The sequence below is a fragment of the Bradyrhizobium sp. GCM10028915 genome (assembly GCF_042666195.1).
GTDB lineage: Bacteria > Pseudomonadota > Alphaproteobacteria > Rhizobiales > Xanthobacteraceae > Bradyrhizobium > Bradyrhizobium canariense_D.
The window spans coordinates 436212-454038 of sequence record NZ_JBHTFN010000044.1; the positions used below are offsets into that span (position 1 = coordinate 436212).

Here is a 17827-nt window from a genome sequence, read left to right on the forward strand (position 1 = left end):
CTATCCGAATTCAGGGCCGGCGACGGCGAATGGCATGTCTTCACCCGCGGTCTTAGCGGGGCCGAACCGCATGCGCTGGAACGGGCGCTCGATGATCCAGCCGGATGCGGTCAATCCTTCAGGGAACGCGGCTTGCGACGCGACGGCATCGAGCAGCAGCGGTCCGGTCTCCGATCGCGCGATGGCATCGACCAGGGTCAGCGCGGCTGCCGCGTCGTCGGCAAGCAGCGGGCCGATATGGCGCGCGGTACGTCCGTCGCGAACCAGCGCGATGGCGCCGTTCGCGGCGACGATGCGCGAGCCGGAACGCTGCGCGAAGTTGGAGAGCAGGGCGGTTCGATCGAGGCCCGTGGCGCGCCGGTCGCGCGCGCGGAGCGCGTCGAGCGTCGCGGACGAAGGTGCCTGCCCGGACGCGGATGCCGATTTCACCAGCTTGAGCCGGCGCAATTGCAGGGTCGGCGTGAACCCGAGCGGCCCATAGACGGCAGCACCGTCCGGGGTTGCGTCGAGCCAGCTCGTCAGGCCGCGTTCGCGCGCCATCGCCAGGCAGGCGTCGACGAGCCGCGTGGCGAGACCGCGTCGGCGATGGCTTGCCGTCACCAGCACCATGCTGATCCAGGCGTTGTCGCCGGGGTAGGGCAGGAGTGCTGCGGTCGCGACCAGTTGCGCGCCATCACGGATGCCGAACGCGACGCCGTCGCTCAAGAAAAACCGCCAGTCGTCTTCATTCTGGTTCCAGTGCGCCTCTGTCGAGAGCGCGAGGCCCGCCGCAGCATCCTCGACGCCAAGCTGGATGATGCGCGGATCGTCAGTAGCGTCCATCGCGCACCTCGTATTTGGTGGGCTTGCCGAGGCTCGGCATGGCGCGCGACACCCAATCCGCCGTCCAGGCGATCAGCTGCTCGGTGTCGACGACCGGCAGGCCGAAAAGCTCGACTGCCTTGGACGTGTCGGTCAGCCACGCGGTCGGCTCTTCGTTTCCTGTCAGCACCGGCATACGGCCGAACCTGGCGCCGAATCTTGCTGCGAGGTCGCGCACCGCCAAAATCTCGTGGCCGCTGACATTGATCGGCGAGGTCGGCGCTGTGCAATGCGCGAGGCAGCGCAGCGCCTGCGATGAGGCATCGCCCTGCCAGATGAAATTGACATGACCGATGCTGAGGTCGATCGGCGTGCCCGTGAGCACTTTCAAGGCGATGTCGTGCAGCACGCCATAGCGCATGTCGATCGCGTAGTTGAGGCGGAATAGCCGCCCGGGCGTTCCGAACTTGCGCGAAAAATACTCGAACATGCGCTCGCGGCCCACGCAGGACTGGGCGTACTCGCCGGGCGGGTTCGGCGCCATGTCCTCGCCCGATCCTTTGCCGTCGACGGGGACGAACGGATAGATGCAGCCGGTCGAGAACGCCACGATCCGCGACGAGGGGAAGGCCTGCGCGATCAGTGCCGGCACGTGCGCATTCATCGCCCAGGTCAGCGAGAGATCGCCCTCAGCGCCGAATTTGCGGCCGGCCATGAAGACAATGTTGGGCGCCTTCGGCAGCGCCTGAATCGCGGTCTCGTCCATTAGGTCGCAATTGATAGTCTCGACGCCACGCGCGTGCAGCCAGTCCTTGACGCCGGCGTCGCTGAAGCGGGCGACGCCGATGACACGGCGATCGGGCGCTGCGGCCTTGGCAAGCCCCGCAAGCGTCGGCCCCATCTTGCCGGCGACGCCGAGGATCATGATGTCGCCGTCGACCCGGGCGAGGTCGTCGATCAATGCCTGGGTCGGCCGGCACAGGAGATCGTCGAGCGCAGCGATATCAGGGATGGTCTTCGGCAGGTTGTGGCGGGTGAGGAGCATGGTTTTGGTCCTTGATCTTCAAGTTTGTCTTGCGTCGCCGACGACGAAGATGCGTTCGAGGACGAGCACGAAGCCGTAAAGCGCGACGCCGAGCAGGGTGAGCAGCACGACGGCCATCACCATCGCGGGCGTGTCGAGCGACGACTGCACCTGGATCATGAGGTAGCCGAGCCCGCGCTCGGAGGCGATGAACTCGCCGACTATGGCGCCGGCGACCGCGAGGATGGCGCCGACCTTCATTCCGGAGAAGATGTAAGGCAGCGATCCCGGCAGCTGGATCTTGCGGAACAGCGTCCAGCGCGAGCCGCGCAGCGATTTGACGAGGTCGAGCAGATCCGGCTCGACCTCGCGCAAGCCCCGCGCGGTGGTGAGCAGGATCGGGAAGAAGCAGATGCTGAAGGCGATCAGGATGTTCGGCACGATGCCGTAGGAGAACCAGACGATGAGGAGCGGACCAAGCGCGACCTTCGGGATCATGTTCAGCGTCACGAACAGCGGCAGCAGCACGAGGCTGATCAGCGGCGCCCAGCTGAAGATGACGGCCAGCGTCACGCCGACGAAGGCGCCGAGCGCAAAGCCGCCGAGGATCTCGATCGCCGTCACCAGCGTGTTGGCGCCCCAGGCGTAGCTCGCGGTTCCCAGCGTCTGGATTGTCGCGAGCGGCGAGGGCAGGATGAACTTCGGGACGTGGAAGGCATCGACCAGCACCTGCCAGAGCACCAGCACGGCGAAGTGCACGATTAGGACGATCGCAAAGCTGCGCGTATTGCGGGCGCCGTCTCCTGTCACCGGTTACCCCCTGCTGTCAGCGGCCACCTTGCCGCTGGTCGCAAGCCTAGCCGTCCCGGAGGGAAGTTTCAACCAGTTGGTTGATTATGGCCGGAGCGAATGCAGCACGAGATCGGCGACGTGCCGGCGGCGGGCGCGGCGCGCGGCCCGGCTCGACAGGTCCTTGCCGAAGATCGCCGACAGCGTCGGCGTGTTGGAGAGATAGAAATAGCTGAGGCCCGCGATGGAGATATAGAGCTGGATCGGGTCGATCCCCTTGCGGAACATGCCGGCGCGGACGCCTTCGTGAAGGATGTAGGACACGCTCTTCACCAGCGGCGAATGCATCGCCTCCAGCCGCGTCGAGCCGCGGACGTGGCGGGCACCGCCGCGGTTCTCGTCGTTCAGAAGCACGATGAAATCGGGGTTCGTCGCGAGGTAATCGAACGAGGCCTCGATCAGTTTCCGGATCGCCTTTCCCGGCGGCAGGCCTTCGAGATTGAGCTGACGTTCCTGCTCGCGGATATCGGCGTAAACCCATTCGAGCACGGCGAGATAGAGCGCGTCCTTGTCGCCGAAATAGTGGTAGACGAGCTGCTTGTTGACACCGGCGCGCTCTGCGATCTCGTCGACGCGGGCGCCGGCAAAGCCGTGCCGGGCGAACTCCTCGCGCGCCGCGGTGAGCAGCTTCTTGCGTGTGGCGACCGGGTCGCGCCGCTGCGGCACGGTGTCGCCTGAACGTTTTGCGGGCATTTCCAACCAAACAGTTGACAAGTTGAGGGCGGCCTTGTTGCATTGGTATCCTCACGGGGGGAGAGCGACAAGCCGGTCGCGGGCAACGAGGAGAGATGCGATGAAGCGTTTGCAGGCGGCGGGCTCGGCCCTGGCGGTGGCCCTGATGCTCGGATCACCAGTCGTGCCCGCGAACGCGGGCGAGGCGGTCAATCTGATTCTGAACTGGGCGCCGACGGCCGATCACTCGCCCTATTATTACGCCAAGGCGCAAGGCTGGTACGAGAAAGCGGGCATCGATCTGACCATCGAGGTCGGCAAGGGCTCCGGCGTCTCCGCCGCCAAGGTCGGCTCCGGCGGCTCGCCCTTCGGCGTCGCCGATCTCGCCACCATGCTGGTGGCGAAGAGCAAGGGGGCTGACGCTGTTGCCGTGATGAGCGTCTACGCCAACACCGGCCAGACCTTCTACTGGTTGAAGAGCTACGGCGTGAACGGGGTGAAGGATTTTGCCGGCCACAAGATCGGCAATCCGCCCGGGGACGCCTCGCGTGTGATGTGGCCGGCCTTCGCCAAGGCTGCAGGGCTTGCGCCCGACTCCGTCGGCTTCGTCAATGTCGGGCCGACGGCGAAGATCGCCGCGCTCAAGAGCCATACGGTCGACATCATCAGCGACTTCTACAACGAGCACGATTTGAAGGTGATCGAGTTCGGAAGCGATCTCGGCTACGTCAATTGGAAGGACATCGGGCTCAACCCTTACGGCAATTCGCTGATCGTCAACGGCGGCTATCTGCAGAAGAACCCGAAGCTGGTCGAGGCGTTCGTGCGGGTCACGCAAAAGGCCTTCGCGACCTGCGTCGCCGACGCCGCGCCCTGCCTGAAGGCGCTGCTCGATCAGGTCTCCGGTCTCGACAAGGAGAACCAGGAGCGCCAGTGGGAGCGCATCAAGTCCCTGATGACGGACGAATTCACGACGACGAAGGCACTCGGCTGGATCGACGGCGAGCGGATGAAGAAGGACTACGATCTGGTCCAGACCTATCTCGGCATGGAGAAGCCGTTCGACGTCACGACGGCGTTCACGACCAAGATGCTGGACCCCGCCATCAAGATGGATGCGAGCAAGGTGAAGAAGTAGGGGGCTGGTCGCCGCGCCGGCCCCACATTCCGCTGTCATGCCCCGGCTTGACCGGGGCATCCAGTACGCCGCAGCCTTTCGGCTGACCCGCAACCGTCTCGGAGTACTGGATCGCCCGCCTTCGCGGGCGATGACCGTTGTGCGGGGCGAGAGCGCCTGCTCAACGCCCTTGGTGCGCTTCCATGCCACGTAACCCCACGGAGAAATTAACCGGCCATTAACCATATCGGCGGCATCGTTAACCATTCAATAACAGGGGACGAGTCGGCCGCTATGGAGGCTGCAGTAAAACCTCAACGCCAAATGGTTCGCCTGCGCGGGCGCTCCTATGTGGCCTTCGTCTTCGTGCCGACGGTTCCCATCCAGGACTGGCTGCAGGAGATCGACACCACCATCGCGCGCTCGCCGGGCTTCTTCGCCGGCCGCCCCGTGGTGATCGACCTGTCCTCGGTCGATCTCAGCCAGTCCGGCATCGGCCATCTGCTCACCAGCCTTCAGGACCGCAACATCCGCGTGCTCGGGATCGAGGGCGTGGAGGAGGGCCGGTTGAACCCCATGATGCCGCCGCTGCTTTCGGGCGGGCGCAGCTGCGTGGTCGAGCCGAGTGCGCCCAAGAAGGTCGAGGCAAAGGTCGAGACCAAGCCGACCTCGCTGCTGCTCGAAAGCCCCGTGCGGTCGGGCCAGACCGTGATCTTCCCCGAGGGTGACGTCACCATTTTGGGCTCTGTCGGCTCCGGCGCCGAGGTCGTTGCCGGCGGCTCCATTCACATTTACGGCGCGCTACGCGGTCGCGCCATGGCGGGCGTGAACGGTCACACGAGCGCGCGCATCTATTGTCAGAAGATCGAGGCCGAACTGCTTGCAATCGATGGTTTTTACCAGACCGCCGACGATATCGACGCGGCCCTGCGCGGCAAGCCGGCCCAGGCCTGGCTGCAGGGCAACACCATGCGAATTACTGCGCTGAACTGACCAGAAGGAGATTTGAGAGATGGCCAAGGTACTGGTCGTGACGTCAGGCAAGGGGGGCGTCGGAAAGACCACGACGACCGCCGCACTGGGGGCTGCGCTCGCGCAGCGCGGCGAAAAGGTCGTCGTCGTCGATTTCGACGTCGGCTTGCGCAACCTCGACCTCGTGATGGGCGCCGAACGCCGCGTCGTGTTCGACCTCATCAACGTGGTGCAGGGCGTCGCAAAGCTGCCGCAGGCCCTGATCAAGGACAAGCGGCTGGAGAACCTCTGGCTGCTGCCGGCCTCGCAAACCCGCGACAAGGACGCGCTGACCGAAGAGGGCGTGGGCAAGGTCATCGACGATCTGCGCAGCCGTTTCGACTGGGTGATCTGCGACAGTCCGGCCGGCATCGAGCGCGGCGCCTCCATGGCGATGCGCTTTGCCGACGAAGCCGTGATCGTCACCAATCCCGAAGTCTCCTCGGTGCGCGATTCCGATCGCATCATCGGCATGCTCGATTCCAAGACGGTGCGGGCCGAGAAGGGCGAGCGGGTCGAGAAGCACATTCTCATCACCCGCTATGATCCCTCGCGCGCCGCGCGCGGCGAGATGCTGACCATCGAGGACATCCTCGAAATTCTTGCAACGCCCCTGCTCGGCATCATCCCGGAGAGCCAGGACGTGCTGCGCGCCTCCAACGTCGGCACGCCCGTGACGCTGTCGAACGCGGAAGGCGCACCGGCGCGGGCCTATATCGACGCGGCCCGACGGCTGTGCGGCGACACCGTGCCCATGCAGGTGCCGACCGAGCGCAAGGGCTTCATGGACCGCCTGCTGCGACGGAGGGCCGCATGAGCATGGGTCTGCTTCGGCTTCTCCGCGGCAACAAGGCCTCTGCACCCGTCGCGCGCGAACGGTTGCAGATCCTGCTTGCCCATGAACGCGGACTGCGCGGCCAGCCCGATCTGCTCGGTGTGCTGCGTGAGGAAATTCTCGCGGTCGTCTCCAGGCACGTCACGCTGGACCCGACCAAGGTCATCGTCCGGCTCGATCGCGGCGACGAGGTCTCGACCCTCGAGGTCGATATCGAGGTGCCCAACGATTTCGAGCGCAAGCGCGCGGCGGCCGGCTAGGGACCTCGGCCGCGACGCTTCAAATTTGGGGTTGGTGAAAAGGCGGTCCGCTGGGCATAGCGGGCCGCCTTTTGCTTGCTGACGTGAACGCTACGGAACGAGGTCCGGGGCTCAATCGTTGTGAACAACCCGCGGCGGCGCGATGCACCGCGGTTTCGTCAAACGGGAGAACGCCCATGATGACCGAGGTCCAGGTCCACACCGTCGCGCGCCAGATGCTGGAACAGCATGGTTTTGCTGCGATCGCGAAGGCCGCCGAACAGGCCAGGGCTTGTGAGGGCCGCGGCGAGGCCGACGAGGCCAAAGAGTGGCGTCACATCGCGGACGCGATGAAGATCATCCGCGGTCCGCACCAGAGCTGACACTCCCCCGCGTTCAACGCTCCCCGCGGTCAGCGCCCTGCGGCGAGGTGCGATTCTGTGTCTGCGGCTGGGAGCGCTCGCCCGTCTCCTTGCAGGGGAGCGGCTCCCACGAGCCATCCGGCGCCTGCTGATAAGCGCTACACGACGAAGACGAGGTCGATTTGTCCTCGCCCTTCTGGGCATTGGAATTCTTCGCCAGCACGGGCGCAGTCAGCATCGGTGCGACGGCAAACGCGACCGCGAGAAGGACATGGTTGATCCGCATGGAGCTCCCCTGTTCGAGTTCGAAAGAGCCGCATGCTGGCGAGAAATGTGACGATTATTGGCCGAAGCAAAAATTCCGGCGCGGCGTGCTTAACGCCGCACGATCACGCTAGCCGCCCTTGCTGCGGATCAGGCCGGCGAGGTTGGTCTTCTGGGCCTCGCACCAGTTGGGCATGCCGAGGCGGCGTTGGTTGAGGTCGGTCGCCTGGGTGGCCACCGCGACCTCGGCCATCAGATCGTCGTCCTGCTTCTCGCCCATCTTGCCACCCGTGTGCATCCAGGCGATCGCCTTGCGGACCTTCTCGGTGGTGCCTTCGGGCAGCTGCATCTGCTCCGCCTTCTGCACCAGATCCTGGTAGGCGATATCGGTGCCCGGACATTCGACCTTGGCGGCGAAGGCCTGCAAGACCAACGTGACATAGGTCGAGCGTGGATGGTCGGCCGCTTGGGCGGACGCGGCCAGCAGCAACAGGGCCGTCATCAGAAAACCAGTGCGCATCCTTGGTACCTCCCCGAATTTTCGGGAAGGCTAGCGGCTGCCGCGCCGCTCCGCAATGGGGATAGCGTGCGCCCGCGAAGCCGGCCGGCGGGTTAGCGCCGCCAGGCCGGCACCGGATCGAGCGGCGTGCGATAGACCTCTTTGTGATCGCGGTCGGTGACGCGCACAGCGCAACCCTTGCTTTGCAGCTCGGGCTTCACCTGCGACAGCTCGGTGGCCAGTTGAACGGCGCGATCGGAGGCGACCTCGATGTCTTCGAGGATGATACCGCCCTGGTTCTTGAACTCTTCACCAACCACGAGATCGAAGGAATAGTAAGGCATCCGAATTCCCCGGTGTGACGAATTGAGCTTCGGGTGGACGTTTCAACACATGACCGATGGTACCACTGAGTCGATGTTTATCGAATGAACGGCGCGCGCAATCTCTCTGCTTATGCGCAGAAATGATGTGCAGCATTCAAGCGTGTTAAGATTTTATTAAATATGTCGGCGTGATCATGAGGCATGGAATTGCAGCAGAACCGGGCTCCGGGAACCGGCAGCTGCAAGAGAAGGCCGCCGGCATAGATCCCGACGGCCTTTTCTCTTGATGGAAAACGATCGAAGCTCGCTTCCCGTAGTCATCCGGATTCAACGCATCACATCGACTCTGACAGCATCGCTGGTGCGACGCGTCGTCGCGTGACGATGGTTCAGCGCAGCGGCATTGGCGGGCGTACGACAGGTCCGTCGTCGTCGGCAACGGCTTGCGTCGTCATGGCAGCGGGCGGTGGGGCTGCGGCAGCCTGCGAGGCCGGCGGCGGCGGAGCGAGCGGCGCCGGCGAATAAGCCGGCATGTAGGTGTGCGACACGACCGGCTTCGGTTTGCGAACCGGCGGCGCCGCGGGCCGCGGCGGTAGCGCGGACATTTGCGCGCGCGGATCGACGCGCGGCTTCGTATCGGCCACCGGCTTCGGCGCGGGCGGCTTCGCCATCTCGCGTGCCATCTGCTCCTGCCCGGCCTTCAACTCGGCGATGTTGGCCTTGAGCTGCTCGATCTGTTGCGCCATCGCGGTGAGATCGCGCGTCATCGACTGCACCGATTGTACAGGATCGGGTTGTGTTGCCGGGGGCACTGCTGCTGCAACCTGGGTTGCAGGCGGAGCCGCCGATTGGTCGGCCGCTTGATCCGTTGTGGCTTGATCCGTTGCGGCCTGGTCCGCAGGCGGCGCAGCCTGTGCGGCGGCGAGCGGTGCGGTCTGCGAGGTCGAAGGCAGCAGCGACGCCAATGCCGGGGTCCATTCGGCGAGCATCTGTCTTGCGGTGTCGCCATGTTTCTCCCAGGCGACAGTAGCGGCCGCGCTTCCGCCCGCAAACAGCATCGTGACGAACGCGCCGCGCAGCCATTTGCCAGCGGAGGAGCGCTTCTGCCGGCTGAGACCATCACCGGCCGCAACGCGCACGGCGGTGTCGACCGAGGGCGCTGCCGTCTGCGGCTCCGCGACGGGACTGAACTTCGGCTCCGGATTCATTCTGGACTTCAGCGTGAACGCCGGATCTATTTTGGGTTCGGGACGGGCCGTGATCTCAGGCGCGAGCGCGGGCGCAACGCTGAGAGGGCGCGAGGCCAGCAAAATGTCAGGCGAAATCTGCACCGCGTCGTGCGGGTCGTTGTTCGTGACCGTGTCCTTCACGATCTCATCGACGATTTGCCGAGAGTTCAGCGTCGCGAGCATCGCAGCTCCTTTGAAGCCTGGGTGTTTTGAAGCCCCAGGTGTTGAGTATTGAGGTATCGGTCGTTCGCATTGGCGCGAGCAGATCCGTTGAGGTGGGCCCATCCAAATCCCCAAATCCGATGAGGCCCAAGCACCATGACCCACGAGTCCAGCCGGGTTTGACCAAAGCAAGGCGAGGGGATGGAGACTGTGCGACGCTCTTGCGCCGTTTGTGGTGATGGAACCCGCCTCAGACAACACGCGTAATTGTTCCACAATGCCTTGTTTTCAGCACGATTTTGGCAGCATCTGGTGTTGCTGGGGGCGCTGCTATCGCTATTGGGGCCGGCGGTGCCAAGATCCTTATTCGTTCTACTCGTCCTTGCCATGCTTCCGTTGGGCGGCTGCATGCAGACGACGCTTTCGCCATCGACGGACGCGAGCATGACGACCCGCGACCGGCAGTTGCTGGCGCATACGCCTTACGCGCAAGCAAACGTGCCCGAGCAATATCTCCGTCATATCGTCGATTATCCGCGCAAGGAGCAGCCGGGCACGATCCTGGTCGATACCGATGCGCGCTATCTCTATTTCGTGCTGCCCGAAGGCAAGGCGATCCGCTACGGCGTCGCGGTCGGCGAGGAGGCCATGGCGTTCTCCGGAGTCGCGCGGGTCGGTCGTCTAGCGGAATGGCCGGATTGGGTTCCGACGGCGGACATCCAGGCGCGGCTCGGGCCCTATCCGGCGCGGGTGCCCGGAGGCCCCGCCAATCCGCTGGGCGCGCGGGGCATCTATCTCTATGCCGGCAACAAGGACACGCTCTACCGCATCCACGGCACCAACCAGCCGGAATATATCGGGCAGGCGATCTCGTCCGGATGCATCCGGATGCGCAACGAGGACGTGATCGATCTCTATGACCGGGTGAAGCTCAACTCAATGGTCGTGGTGCTGCCGCCCGGACAGAACGCGCAAGTCGAGGCGCGGCCCAGCTGGCGCGGGTGAGGTCGCCCTAGTTCTCGGGACGGGCGACGCGCCATTGCAGCGTCGTGGCATTGCCATTGGCCTCGCCCGGCGCCTTGTCGGCCGGCGAGGTGTAGAGCGGACGATAGCGATAGGCCCACATCTTGCTGCCGTCGTTACGGTTGATCACGGTGAAGTCGCCGACCGCTTTGGCATCGGCCGTTGCGGGCAGCGGCACCCAGCTCTCGACGCATTTGCCGTTGCAGTTCGACGTCTTGCCGGTGGTATCGCGCTCGTAATAGTAGAGCGTCATGCCGTTGAGGTCCACGAGCGTGGGGCCCTGCTTGGTCAGGATGACTTTCGCCGGTGACGTCGCGGGCTTCGGCGGCGGAGGGGCATCGCCGCCGCCATGGCCATTCGCGAGCGCCGGAGCGGTCGAGAGCGCGATCGCCGCCGCCGCAATGAGGAACCTGAACATCCGAAACTCCAGACCGGCAAAGTTAATCGCGCGTTAAACGCCGAATGCCGTCGACCGTAACAGCCGAAGGTTAGTTCCTGGTTTCGCGATACTGCGACAATGAGGGGTAGAATTACGGGGCTTTCTGTCTTGGCACGTTTTCTTGACGCGAAGCGGTATCCACCTCGCTCGAAAACGCTCTATGCCTGCACTCCGCGCAGCGGGGCGCGGCTGAGCTCGTTGCCGGCGGCGATGGCCTTGTGCAGAAGGCGCATCAGATCCTCACTTTCTTTCGCGCTGAGGCCGCGCAGCATGATGCGTTGCGCGGATTCCACGGCCGGCGTGATCTTGCGCAGCGTGCGGCGGCCTTCGTCGGTGATCTCGAGCTCGCGGGCACGGCGGTCGCGGCGCGAGGCGCGGCGCTCCGCGAGCCCCTTCTGCACGAGCCGGTCGACCACGCCGGTGATGGTGGTGCGGTCGTAGGCGATCAATCCTGCGAGCGTCACCTGGTCGAGCCCCGGATTGGCCTTGATGGTCGCGAGCGCGGCGTATTGCACCGGCGTGAGGTCGAAGCCGGCATCCCCGACCTCGGCCAGAAACACCGCGACCGCGATTTGCTGGAACCGGCGCGCCAGATGTCCGGGCATGTCGTTGTTGTCTTTCACCGAATTTCTCCGTTGGGGCAGAACGGCCGGGGTCGTTGACAAGTATACTGATAGTCAGCATACTGAGCAATATCCAAACAGAACATCGGCGGGAGAGGTGCTCATGCAATTCCATCTCAATGGATTTCAGCCGGGCGACCCCGAAATCGCCGATCCCGCCGCGCGCATTCAGCCTTCTGGCGCAACGGGGGGCGTGCCCGAAGAGGTCGATGTCCTCATCGTCGGCTGTGGCCCTGCGGGCCTGACGCTTGCGGCCCAGCTTGCGCAGTTTGCCGACATCAAGACCTGCATCGTCGAGCAGAAGCCGGGCCGCTTGCTGGTCGGGCAGGCCGACGGCATCGCATGCCGCACCATGGAGATGTTCCACGCCTTCGGATTCAGCGAGCGCGTCCTGAAGGAAGCCTGTTGGGTGAACGAGACGACATTCTGGAAGCCGGACGAGCGGGTGCCGGAACATATCGTCCGCAGCGGCCGGGTGCAGGACGTCGAGGACGGTTTGTCGGAATTCCCGCACGTTATTCTCAACCAGGCGCGCATCCATGACGGCTTTCTCGACGTCATGCGCAAGGCGCCGGGCAGGCTCGAGCCCCATTACAGTCGGCGCCTGCTCGACCTTCAGGTCGATCCGGCCGCGGGTCCCGCCGACCATGCCGTGACAGCGCGGCTCGAACGGGTCGATGCCGAGAACGAGGGCAAGGTCGAGACCATCAAGGCGCGCTATGTCGTCGGCTGCGACGGCGCCCGCAGCACGGTGCGCAAATCGATCGGTCGCGAGTTGCTCGGCGATTCCGCCAATCATGCCTGGGGCGTGATGGACGTGCTGGCGGTGACCGATTTTCCCGACATCCGCTTCAAGGCTCTGATTCAGTCGGCGAAGGACGGTAGCCTGCTGATCATTCCGCGCGAGGGCGGCTACATGGTCCGCCTCTATGTCGAGCTCGCCAAGCTCGACATCGGCGAGCGCGTCGCCAATCGCAATATCACCGCCGACGACGTGATCGCGAAAGCGCAGCGGATCCTCAAGCCGCATACGCTCGATGTGAAGGAGATCGCGTGGTGGTCGGTCTACGAGATCGGCCAGCGCCTGACCGACAAGTTCGACGACGTGCCGGAGACCGAGACGGCTACGCGTCTGCCGCGGATATTCATCGCCGGCGATGCCTGCCACACCCACAGCCCGAAGGCGGGGCAGGGCATGAACGTCTCGATGCAGGACGCTTTCAATCTCGGCTGGAAGCTCGCTGCCGTTTTGCGGAAGCAGTCTGCGCCGAGCCTGCTGCATTCCTATTCGGCCGAGCGCCAGGCGGTTGCCAAAGAGCTGATCGATTTCGACCGGGAATGGGCGGGGATTCTTGCGTCCGCCGCCAAGGCCGGCGGCGCCGACGCCGCCAGGACGCAGGACTATTTCGTGAGGCACGGTCGCTACACCGCGGGCACGGCGACGCATTACCGCCCGTCGGTTCTGACGGGAGCGACGTCCCACCAGCATCTCGCGCAAGGCCTCGTCATCGGCACGCGATTTCATTCCGCACCGGTGATCCGGCTTGCGGATGCCAAGCCGGTGCATCTCGGTCACGCTGCGCAGGCGGATGGCCGCTTCCGCATCTACGCTTTCTCCGGCGCTGAGGATCCCGCAGCAACCGGATCGGCCGTTCGCGCCTTGTGCAATTTTCTCTCCGATGCGCGGGAGTCGCCGGTCCGGCGTTACACCCCCGCGGTCGCCGACATCGATAGCGTGATCGACCTGCGGGCGGTCTTCCAGCAGGATCATCGCGAGCTCGCTCTCGAGGCGATGCCTGCGCTGCTGCTGCCGCGCAAGGGCCGCTACGGCCTGATCGACTACGAGAAGATGTTCTGTCCGGACCTCAAGAATGGTCAGGACGTTTTCACCATGCGCGGCATTGACCGCAAGGCGGGCTGCATGGTCGTGGTGCGGCCGGATCAGTATGTCGCGACCGTGCTGCCGCTCGATGATTTTGCTGCGCTTGCTGCGTACTTCGACGGCTTCATGCTGCAAGTGAACTGACGGGCCGGCGGCGCACACGTAGGCTCTCTCTGCGCGCGGTGTCGATGAACGGCGAATGAATATTGAACCGCGCGCGGCATCCGTCTCGATCTTTTGGCGGATGAGACCTTCGTACGCGGAACGCCCGTTCCGCTGGCGCGTTCCGACTCGAAAGAGGAGGACTACGCCATGAAATTCCGAAGCGTGTTGTTAGCCGCATTGCTGCTCGCCCCGACGGCCGCGCTGGCCGCACCGGGCATGGTCACCGTCTCGACCGGCCTGCGCGCCGGGCCGGGTTCGGGCTTTCCCCTGGTCGATCGCATCCCCGAGGGCGCCCGCGTCGATATCCATGGTTGCCTGCGCGGCAACGCCTGGTGCGACGTGAGCTTCTCGGATGACCGTGGCTGGGTGTCGTCGCAATACCTCGAATATCTCTACCGCAATCACTACGTCTATCTCCCCGACTATGTCGACGAGATCGACGTGCCAATCGTCCCCTTCGTGCTGACCTCGTACTGGTCGAGCTATTATCAGGGGCGGCCCTGGTATCGGCGGCATGCCCACTGGAATAGCTACTGGACTTCGCATCAGCGCGACGCGATGCGGATGACGATCGATCCGCGCGCGGCTCGCATCGGCCGCGCGGCAACGCGCGATGCGGCGGTCGCACTCGGGCGCAACGGTGCGAATGTCAAGGAAAGTGTCAAGGGCGCGGCCGCGGTCTCCGGTCGCGATGCCATAACTTCACGGCGCGACGCCGCGATGGCGAGGCACGAGACTGCGGTGACGGCGGACCGCAGCCGTGCGGGACGAAGCGACCGCATCGCGCATGAGCGGACCAATCTCCAGGGCCGCAATCCGCGCGATGCACAAGCGCGCATCATGCACGAGCAGGCCGCACACCGCGCGGCTGTGCGTGCGCAGCCGATGGCGCGCCCGCATGAGGTGCCGCGTGTATCAGCGGCGCCGGCGAGCCGGCCCGCGATGCCGCATGTGGCCCAACCCAACTTGAGCCACGGCTCGCCGATGAACGCTCATGCCCAAATGCCTGCGCCGCGCGCGGCTGCGCCTGCGATGCCTCACGGCGGTGGCGGCGGCGCACCTCACATCAACGCCGCGCCGCACGGCGGCGGTGCCCCGGCCGGCGGTCCCGGTGGCGGGCACCAAAAGCACTAAAGTTGCCAACGAAAGCCCGGCCCTCGCGCCGGGCTTTCTGTTTGGGCCGGAACGGGTTCCCTGCCCATACAATTTAAGAAGCTTCTTCGCGGGCAGATTTCATCGATCGTAATATGTCTACTCAAAGCTGTAAGCATTCCACTCGGGGCAGCGGGGCACGGGAGGATGACGACGATGAGACAGAACCAGGCGGAGACGCGCCGCCACAATGTCGCCAAGCGGTCGATGACCAAGGAAGCCAAGCAGCTGTCCGGCCTGATTGCCGGATTGCGCCAATCTCTCGAGGTGATTCAAAAGGAGCGATCGAGCACCAAACTCTCCGGCGCCGAGATGGGCCTTCTCGACGAACGCCGCAACAATTTGTTGCTGACCATCGCAGCTCTCGACGACCGCCTCTCGGCGGTGCAGGGGCTGATCGATCTTGGCCGTCCCCATATCATTCGCGTCCACTGATCGGAGCGCTGACCTGATGCTATCGGCTTCGTCGCGGCGGCGACGGAACCGGGCTCAGCTGTCTGCTCCGCGTGGCATAGGATTGGCGTAGCACTGGGCGGACTGCCCGGAGGCGGTCGCGGCGCACTGCGCGATCGTCGCAAAACTGCAATCGATGCTGCGGCCGTCGATCGTGTAGATCTCGATGCAGACGGGATGGCGCGGAGCGTAGGTCTGGGCGGCTGTCGGCGGCACGCCGAGCAGGCCCGCACCAAACAAGCCCGCGACAAGCAGAATCGCATTGATGAAGCGGCGCACGATCGATCTCCTTCGCTCAGCCGGAACAAAGCACAATGCTGCCGCGGACGGCACCAAATTGCCACGCTCCCGGCGAATTGCCGCCAAAGCCCGCTGCCACGACGAGAGCAGGTGCAGGGGCAACGCAAGGGGATGCGCATTGGCCTACAAGATGGTCGCAGAACGCGACAACGAGAAGTGCAGTTTTGCCCGCGAGAGCCGTTTGCTCATCGTGGCGAAGGCGAAGGTTTGGGCGAGCGAGGGGTGGAAGGTCGTCATCACCGACCAGGACGGCAAGGCCTACGCGCCGCCCGACTTCGATCAGCTATTGGCGGCCTGACCGCAAGACCGGGCAGGACGACATTGATCTCGTACTTTCGACCGGGGCGCGATCTGATCGCGCCCCTGATGACTCTTCCAACGATGACTCTTGCAGCCGCGGCCGTTCTGACGGCGACATTTGCCGCCGCGCAAAATCTCGATGCCGGCAAGTCGCCGCAAAAGCTCTTCGCCGATGGTTGCACGACGTGCCATCGCAGCCCCCGCGGCCTTGCCAAAGGGCGCTTCAACCTGACGCTGTCCTGGTTCCTGAAAGACCATTACGCAACCAGTTCGGATACAGCCAAGGCACTTGCCGCCTATCTGGAATCGGTCGATGCGGCGCCGCCGCGAGTTGCGGCCAAGCCTGGCGCGAAGCGATCCAGGCCGCATCCTCCCAAGCCGTCGCAAAGCCAATAGCGTGAGCCGGCTGCGAGACGGCGTCGCGAAGCTGAAGGCCTTGCCGGCATCAATGCACCGTGGCCGCCGAGAACAGGTTGATGACCACCACTCCGGACACGATCAGCGCGATGCCGACGAAGGCGGCAGCGACATTGCCGGGTCCAACTATCACGCGTCAGTGACGAACCTGCGACACGGCGGAGCGCAGCACGAAACCGCCGCGCGATGGTTCGCGCGGCGGTTCATTGGTGTCGCGCCGATTCGACGTGGCGTTAGTTGATCCGCACGGAGAGTTCGACGTCCTCGGCAAAGGCCATGGACATGTAGCCGCTTCCGGGGCTGCGCATGCGCGCCAGATAGTCGGGGCTGTCGTCGGCGTTGTCGGCGACGATGATCGCGCCCGGCCGGAGATGGCCTTCGACCAGATCCAGGATATCGGGGTAGAGCGCCTTGGCGCCGTCGAGCAGCACGAGATCGATCGTGTCGGGCAGGTCGACTTGAAGCATCTTCAGCGCGTCGCCTTCGCGGATTTCGACGAGGTCCAGCAGCCCGCCGGCCGCGAGGTTCTCGCGCGCCCGGGCCACCTTGGACGGTTCGAATTCGCTGGTGATGAGGCGGCCGCCGCCATTGTCGCGTAAGCCCGCGGCAAGGTGCAGGGTCGAGATGCCGAACGAGGTGCCGAACTCGACGATCGCTTTGGCGCGGGAGCTGCGTGCGAGCATGTAAAGCAGTTGACCGGTCTCGCGGGAGACCGCGAGCGGTGCGTCCTTCAGCCGCCCGTAGAGGTCGCGGTAAGCGGTCTTGCTCCGCATCATCCGTGCGCGGTCGGCGTCGGTCACATCGGCGAAGGCGGCTCGCATCGCGCCGCGCGCCGCTTCGTCCTGGTCGAACAGACGATCGAGCAGTGGCGCAAGTGATGTGATGGTCGGGTGGTCATGTGTAGTCTCCAGATGTCGCCGTGCTGCGAGTGCTTGCGTGAGAATTGAAATACGACTAATTCGTCGCATTCGCTATTCGCGTTGCCCGAGGGTGCCATGGCAGATCGCCGAAGCCATTCAGTTTCCTCACGAAAACAGCCACAGCAGGCCCGCTCGAACGAGCTGGTGGCGGCCATTCTGGACGCGGCTGTTCAGGTCTTGGCCAAGGAGGGGGCGCAGCGTTTCACGACGGCGCGAGTGGCCGAGCGGGCCGGGGTGAGCGTCGGGTCGCTCTATCAATATTTTCCGAACAAGGCGTCGATCCTGTTCCGCCTCCAGAGCGACGAGTGGCGGCGCACGAGCGAGCTCCTGCGCGGCATCCTGGCGGACCGGGCGAAACCGCCACTGGTACGGCTGCGCGCGCTCGTCCACGCCTTCATTCGTTCCGAGTGCGAGGAGGCTGCGATCCGCACGGCGCTCAGCGACGCCGCGCCGCTCTATCGCGATGCGCCCGAAGCACACGACGCGCGGGCCGCCGGTAAGGGCATCGTCGCGGCCTTCATGCGGGAGGCCCTGCCCAGGGCGCCGGATGCGACGCGGGCGCTTGCCGGCGAGTTGATCAAGACGACGCTGAGCGAGGTTGGCAAGCAGTTCTCGGAGACACCGCGCAACGAGGCGGAGATCGCGCGTCACGCCGACGCAATGGCCGACATGTTCTGCGCCTATATCGATGAGCTGGCACGACTCCGGGATCATTCCTGACATCCGCGTTTGCGGGCCAATACCCCTTCTGACTTGACTGGAT

The 17827-nt window shown here is 64.7% G+C and carries 24 protein-coding genes; 12 read left to right on the forward strand and 12 right to left on the reverse strand.

Annotation, left to right across the window (positions count from 1 at the left end; genetic code table 11):
• The 4 genes from ACFQX9_RS22215 to ACFQX9_RS22230 form a co-directional block, all read right to left on the reverse strand.
• Window positions 1-822, reverse strand: coding sequence for a GNAT family N-acetyltransferase (locus tag ACFQX9_RS22215; RefSeq protein ID WP_018454550.1), 822 nt, complete (start codon window positions 820-822; stop codon window positions 1-3).
• On the reverse strand, window positions 809-1846 hold the full coding sequence (locus ACFQX9_RS22220) for an NAD(P)-dependent oxidoreductase (RefSeq protein ID WP_018454549.1): 1038 nt from the start codon (window positions 1844-1846) through the stop codon (window positions 809-811). The genes ACFQX9_RS22215 and ACFQX9_RS22220 overlap by 14 nt, the downstream gene beginning before the upstream one ends.
• A gap of 18 nt (window positions 1847-1864) precedes the next feature.
• Window positions 1865-2635, reverse strand: a complete 771-nt coding sequence (locus ACFQX9_RS22225) for an ABC transporter permease (protein WP_026232760.1) — start codon at window positions 2633-2635, stop codon at window positions 1865-1867.
• 84 nt (window positions 2636-2719) lie between these two features.
• Window positions 2720-3367 (reverse strand): TetR/AcrR family transcriptional regulator, encoded by a 648-nt coding sequence (locus ACFQX9_RS22230; protein WP_377790503.1) that lies wholly within the window; start codon window positions 3365-3367, stop codon window positions 2720-2722.
• 100 nt (window positions 3368-3467) lie between these two features.
• Between ACFQX9_RS22230 and ACFQX9_RS22235 the strand changes: the two genes are divergently transcribed.
• The 5 genes from ACFQX9_RS22235 to ACFQX9_RS22255 all read left to right on the forward strand — a co-directional run bounded on the left by ACFQX9_RS22235 (window position 3468) and on the right by ACFQX9_RS22255 (window position 6931).
• A complete protein-coding gene (locus ACFQX9_RS22235; protein ID WP_018454546.1) occupies window positions 3468-4484 on the forward strand; it encodes an ABC transporter substrate-binding protein in 1017 nt (338 codons plus the stop codon).
• 273 nt (window positions 4485-4757) lie between these two features.
• Complete coding sequence (minC, locus tag ACFQX9_RS22240; RefSeq protein WP_026232759.1) at window positions 4758-5456, forward strand: septum site-determining protein MinC; 699 nt, start codon at window positions 4758-4760, stop codon at window positions 5454-5456.
• Between the two features lie 19 nt (window positions 5457-5475).
• On the forward strand, window positions 5476-6291 hold the full coding sequence (gene minD / locus ACFQX9_RS22245; protein WP_007591740.1) for a septum site-determining protein MinD: 816 nt from the start codon (window positions 5476-5478) through the stop codon (window positions 6289-6291).
• Window positions 6288-6569: a cell division topological specificity factor MinE gene (gene minE, locus ACFQX9_RS22250; RefSeq protein ID WP_007591739.1), complete on the forward strand. Its 282-nt coding sequence runs from the start codon at window positions 6288-6290 to the stop codon at window positions 6567-6569. Before minD ends, minE begins: the two co-directional genes overlap by 4 nt.
• A gap of 176 nt (window positions 6570-6745) precedes the next feature.
• Entirely contained in the window at window positions 6746-6931 is a 186-nt protein-coding gene (locus ACFQX9_RS22255) for a hypothetical protein (RefSeq protein ID WP_018454544.1), read from the forward strand.
• Window positions 6932-6944: 13 nt separating this feature from the next.
• On the opposite strand, the gene ACFQX9_RS22260 is transcribed toward ACFQX9_RS22255, so the two are convergent.
• The 4 genes from ACFQX9_RS22260 to ACFQX9_RS22275 all read right to left on the reverse strand — a co-directional run bounded on the left by ACFQX9_RS22260 (window position 6945) and on the right by ACFQX9_RS22275 (window position 9411).
• Window positions 6945-7196 carry a hypothetical protein gene (locus tag ACFQX9_RS22260; protein WP_018454543.1) on the reverse strand — a complete coding sequence of 84 codons (252 nt, stop codon included), beginning with the start codon at window positions 7194-7196 and terminating at the stop codon, window positions 6945-6947.
• Between the two features lie 108 nt (window positions 7197-7304).
• Window positions 7305-7694 carry a hypothetical protein gene (locus ACFQX9_RS22265; protein WP_018454542.1) on the reverse strand — a complete coding sequence of 130 codons (390 nt, stop codon included), beginning with the start codon at window positions 7692-7694 and terminating at the stop codon, window positions 7305-7307.
• A gap of 92 nt (window positions 7695-7786) precedes the next feature.
• Window positions 7787-8017: a DUF6894 family protein gene (locus tag ACFQX9_RS22270; RefSeq protein WP_007591727.1), complete on the reverse strand. Its 231-nt coding sequence runs from the start codon at window positions 8015-8017 to the stop codon at window positions 7787-7789.
• Window positions 8018-8388: 371 nt separating this feature from the next.
• A complete protein-coding gene (locus tag ACFQX9_RS22275) occupies window positions 8389-9411 on the reverse strand; it encodes a hypothetical protein (protein WP_377790508.1) in 1023 nt (340 codons plus the stop codon).
• A 366-nt stretch (window positions 9412-9777) separates the two neighbouring features.
• Between ACFQX9_RS22275 and ACFQX9_RS22280 the strand changes: the two genes are divergently transcribed.
• Entirely contained in the window at window positions 9778-10395 is a 618-nt protein-coding gene (locus ACFQX9_RS22280; RefSeq protein ID WP_018454540.1) for a L,D-transpeptidase, read from the forward strand.
• A 7-nt stretch (window positions 10396-10402) separates the two neighbouring features.
• On the opposite strand, the gene ACFQX9_RS22285 is transcribed toward ACFQX9_RS22280, so the two are convergent.
• Window positions 10403-10831, reverse strand: a complete 429-nt coding sequence (locus ACFQX9_RS22285) for a hypothetical protein (RefSeq protein WP_018454539.1) — start codon at window positions 10829-10831, stop codon at window positions 10403-10405.
• A gap of 179 nt (window positions 10832-11010) precedes the next feature.
• A complete protein-coding gene (locus ACFQX9_RS22290) occupies window positions 11011-11475 on the reverse strand; it encodes a MarR family winged helix-turn-helix transcriptional regulator (RefSeq protein ID WP_085353562.1) in 465 nt (154 codons plus the stop codon).
• A 103-nt stretch (window positions 11476-11578) separates the two neighbouring features.
• Between ACFQX9_RS22290 and ACFQX9_RS22295 the strand changes: the two genes are divergently transcribed.
• The 3 genes from ACFQX9_RS22295 (at window position 11579) to ACFQX9_RS22305 (ending at window position 15109) form a co-directional block, all read left to right on the forward strand.
• Window positions 11579-13501, forward strand: a complete 1923-nt coding sequence (locus ACFQX9_RS22295) for an FAD-binding monooxygenase (RefSeq protein ID WP_085384030.1) — start codon at window positions 11579-11581, stop codon at window positions 13499-13501.
• Between the two features lie 168 nt (window positions 13502-13669).
• The gene (locus ACFQX9_RS22300; RefSeq protein WP_085353596.1) at window positions 13670-14656 is read left to right on the forward strand and encodes an SH3 domain-containing protein; all 987 of its coding nucleotides are present in this window, start codon (window positions 13670-13672) and stop codon (window positions 14654-14656) included.
• A gap of 174 nt (window positions 14657-14830) precedes the next feature.
• A complete protein-coding gene (locus tag ACFQX9_RS22305) occupies window positions 14831-15109 on the forward strand; it encodes a hypothetical protein (RefSeq protein WP_026232756.1) in 279 nt (92 codons plus the stop codon).
• 54 nt (window positions 15110-15163) lie between these two features.
• On the opposite strand, the gene ACFQX9_RS22310 is transcribed toward ACFQX9_RS22305, so the two are convergent.
• Window positions 15164-15406, reverse strand: coding sequence for a DUF3551 domain-containing protein (locus tag ACFQX9_RS22310; RefSeq protein ID WP_231188564.1), 243 nt, complete (start codon window positions 15404-15406; stop codon window positions 15164-15166).
• A 139-nt stretch (window positions 15407-15545) separates the two neighbouring features.
• Here ACFQX9_RS22310 and ACFQX9_RS22315 point away from each other — a divergent pair, with 139 nt between their 5' ends.
• Together ACFQX9_RS22315 and ACFQX9_RS22320 are read left to right on the forward strand one after the other, a co-directional pair.
• On the forward strand, window positions 15546-15725 hold the full coding sequence (locus ACFQX9_RS22315) for a hypothetical protein (protein WP_026232755.1): 180 nt from the start codon (window positions 15546-15548) through the stop codon (window positions 15723-15725).
• 83 nt (window positions 15726-15808) lie between these two features.
• On the forward strand, window positions 15809-16123 hold the full coding sequence (locus tag ACFQX9_RS22320; RefSeq protein WP_085353560.1) for a hypothetical protein: 315 nt from the start codon (window positions 15809-15811) through the stop codon (window positions 16121-16123).
• A gap of 254 nt (window positions 16124-16377) precedes the next feature.
• Here ACFQX9_RS22320 and ACFQX9_RS22325 read toward each other — a convergent pair whose 3' ends face one another.
• Entirely contained in the window at window positions 16378-17112 is a 735-nt protein-coding gene (locus tag ACFQX9_RS22325) for an O-methyltransferase (RefSeq protein WP_377790513.1), read from the reverse strand.
• Window positions 17113-17139: 27 nt separating this feature from the next.
• Here ACFQX9_RS22325 and ACFQX9_RS22330 point away from each other — a divergent pair, with 27 nt between their 5' ends.
• Window positions 17140-17784: a TetR family transcriptional regulator gene (locus ACFQX9_RS22330; RefSeq protein WP_026232754.1), complete on the forward strand. Its 645-nt coding sequence runs from the start codon at window positions 17140-17142 to the stop codon at window positions 17782-17784.
• The last annotated feature ends 43 nt before the right edge of the window (window positions 17785-17827 follow it).

Excerpts from the sequence above, each read along its gene's own strand:
- ACFQX9_RS22215 (WP_018454550.1), bottom strand. The coding sequence starts at position 822 with ATGGACGCTACTGACGATCCGCGCATCATCCAGCTTGGCGTCGAGGAT.
- ACFQX9_RS22220 (WP_018454549.1), bottom strand. The coding sequence starts at position 1,846 with ATGCTCCTCACCCGCCACAACCTGCCGAAGACCATCCCTGATATCGCT.
- ACFQX9_RS22230 (WP_377790503.1), bottom strand. The coding sequence starts at position 3,367 with ATGCCCGCAAAACGTTCAGGCGACACCGTGCCGCAGCGGCGCGACCCG.
- ACFQX9_RS22235 (WP_018454546.1), top strand. The coding sequence starts at position 3,468 with ATGAAGCGTTTGCAGGCGGCGGGCTCGGCCCTGGCGGTGGCCCTGATG.
- minC (WP_026232759.1), top strand. The coding sequence starts at position 4,758 with ATGGAGGCTGCAGTAAAACCTCAACGCCAAATGGTTCGCCTGCGCGGG.
- minD (WP_007591740.1), top strand. The coding sequence starts at position 5,476 with ATGGCCAAGGTACTGGTCGTGACGTCAGGCAAGGGGGGCGTCGGAAAG.
- minE (WP_007591739.1), top strand. The coding sequence starts at position 6,288 with ATGAGCATGGGTCTGCTTCGGCTTCTCCGCGGCAACAAGGCCTCTGCA.
- ACFQX9_RS22255 (WP_018454544.1), top strand. The coding sequence starts at position 6,746 with ATGATGACCGAGGTCCAGGTCCACACCGTCGCGCGCCAGATGCTGGAA.
- ACFQX9_RS22260 (WP_018454543.1), bottom strand. The coding sequence starts at position 7,196 with ATGCGGATCAACCATGTCCTTCTCGCGGTCGCGTTTGCCGTCGCACCG.
- ACFQX9_RS22265 (WP_018454542.1), bottom strand. The coding sequence starts at position 7,694 with ATGCGCACTGGTTTTCTGATGACGGCCCTGTTGCTGCTGGCCGCGTCC.
- ACFQX9_RS22270 (WP_007591727.1), bottom strand. The coding sequence starts at position 8,017 with ATGCCTTACTATTCCTTCGATCTCGTGGTTGGTGAAGAGTTCAAGAAC.
- ACFQX9_RS22275 (WP_377790508.1), bottom strand. The coding sequence starts at position 9,411 with ATGCTCGCGACGCTGAACTCTCGGCAAATCGTCGATGAGATCGTGAAG.
- ACFQX9_RS22280 (WP_018454540.1), top strand. The coding sequence starts at position 9,778 with ATGCTTCCGTTGGGCGGCTGCATGCAGACGACGCTTTCGCCATCGACG.
- ACFQX9_RS22285 (WP_018454539.1), bottom strand. The coding sequence starts at position 10,831 with ATGTTCAGGTTCCTCATTGCGGCGGCGGCGATCGCGCTCTCGACCGCT.
- ACFQX9_RS22295 (WP_085384030.1), top strand. The coding sequence starts at position 11,579 with ATGCAATTCCATCTCAATGGATTTCAGCCGGGCGACCCCGAAATCGCC.
- ACFQX9_RS22300 (WP_085353596.1), top strand. The coding sequence starts at position 13,670 with ATGAAATTCCGAAGCGTGTTGTTAGCCGCATTGCTGCTCGCCCCGACG.
- ACFQX9_RS22305 (WP_026232756.1), top strand. The coding sequence starts at position 14,831 with ATGAGACAGAACCAGGCGGAGACGCGCCGCCACAATGTCGCCAAGCGG.
- ACFQX9_RS22320 (WP_085353560.1), top strand. The coding sequence starts at position 15,809 with ATGACTCTTGCAGCCGCGGCCGTTCTGACGGCGACATTTGCCGCCGCG.
- ACFQX9_RS22325 (WP_377790513.1), bottom strand. The coding sequence starts at position 17,112 with ATGCGACGAATTAGTCGTATTTCAATTCTCACGCAAGCACTCGCAGCA.
- ACFQX9_RS22330 (WP_026232754.1), top strand. The coding sequence starts at position 17,140 with ATGGCAGATCGCCGAAGCCATTCAGTTTCCTCACGAAAACAGCCACAG.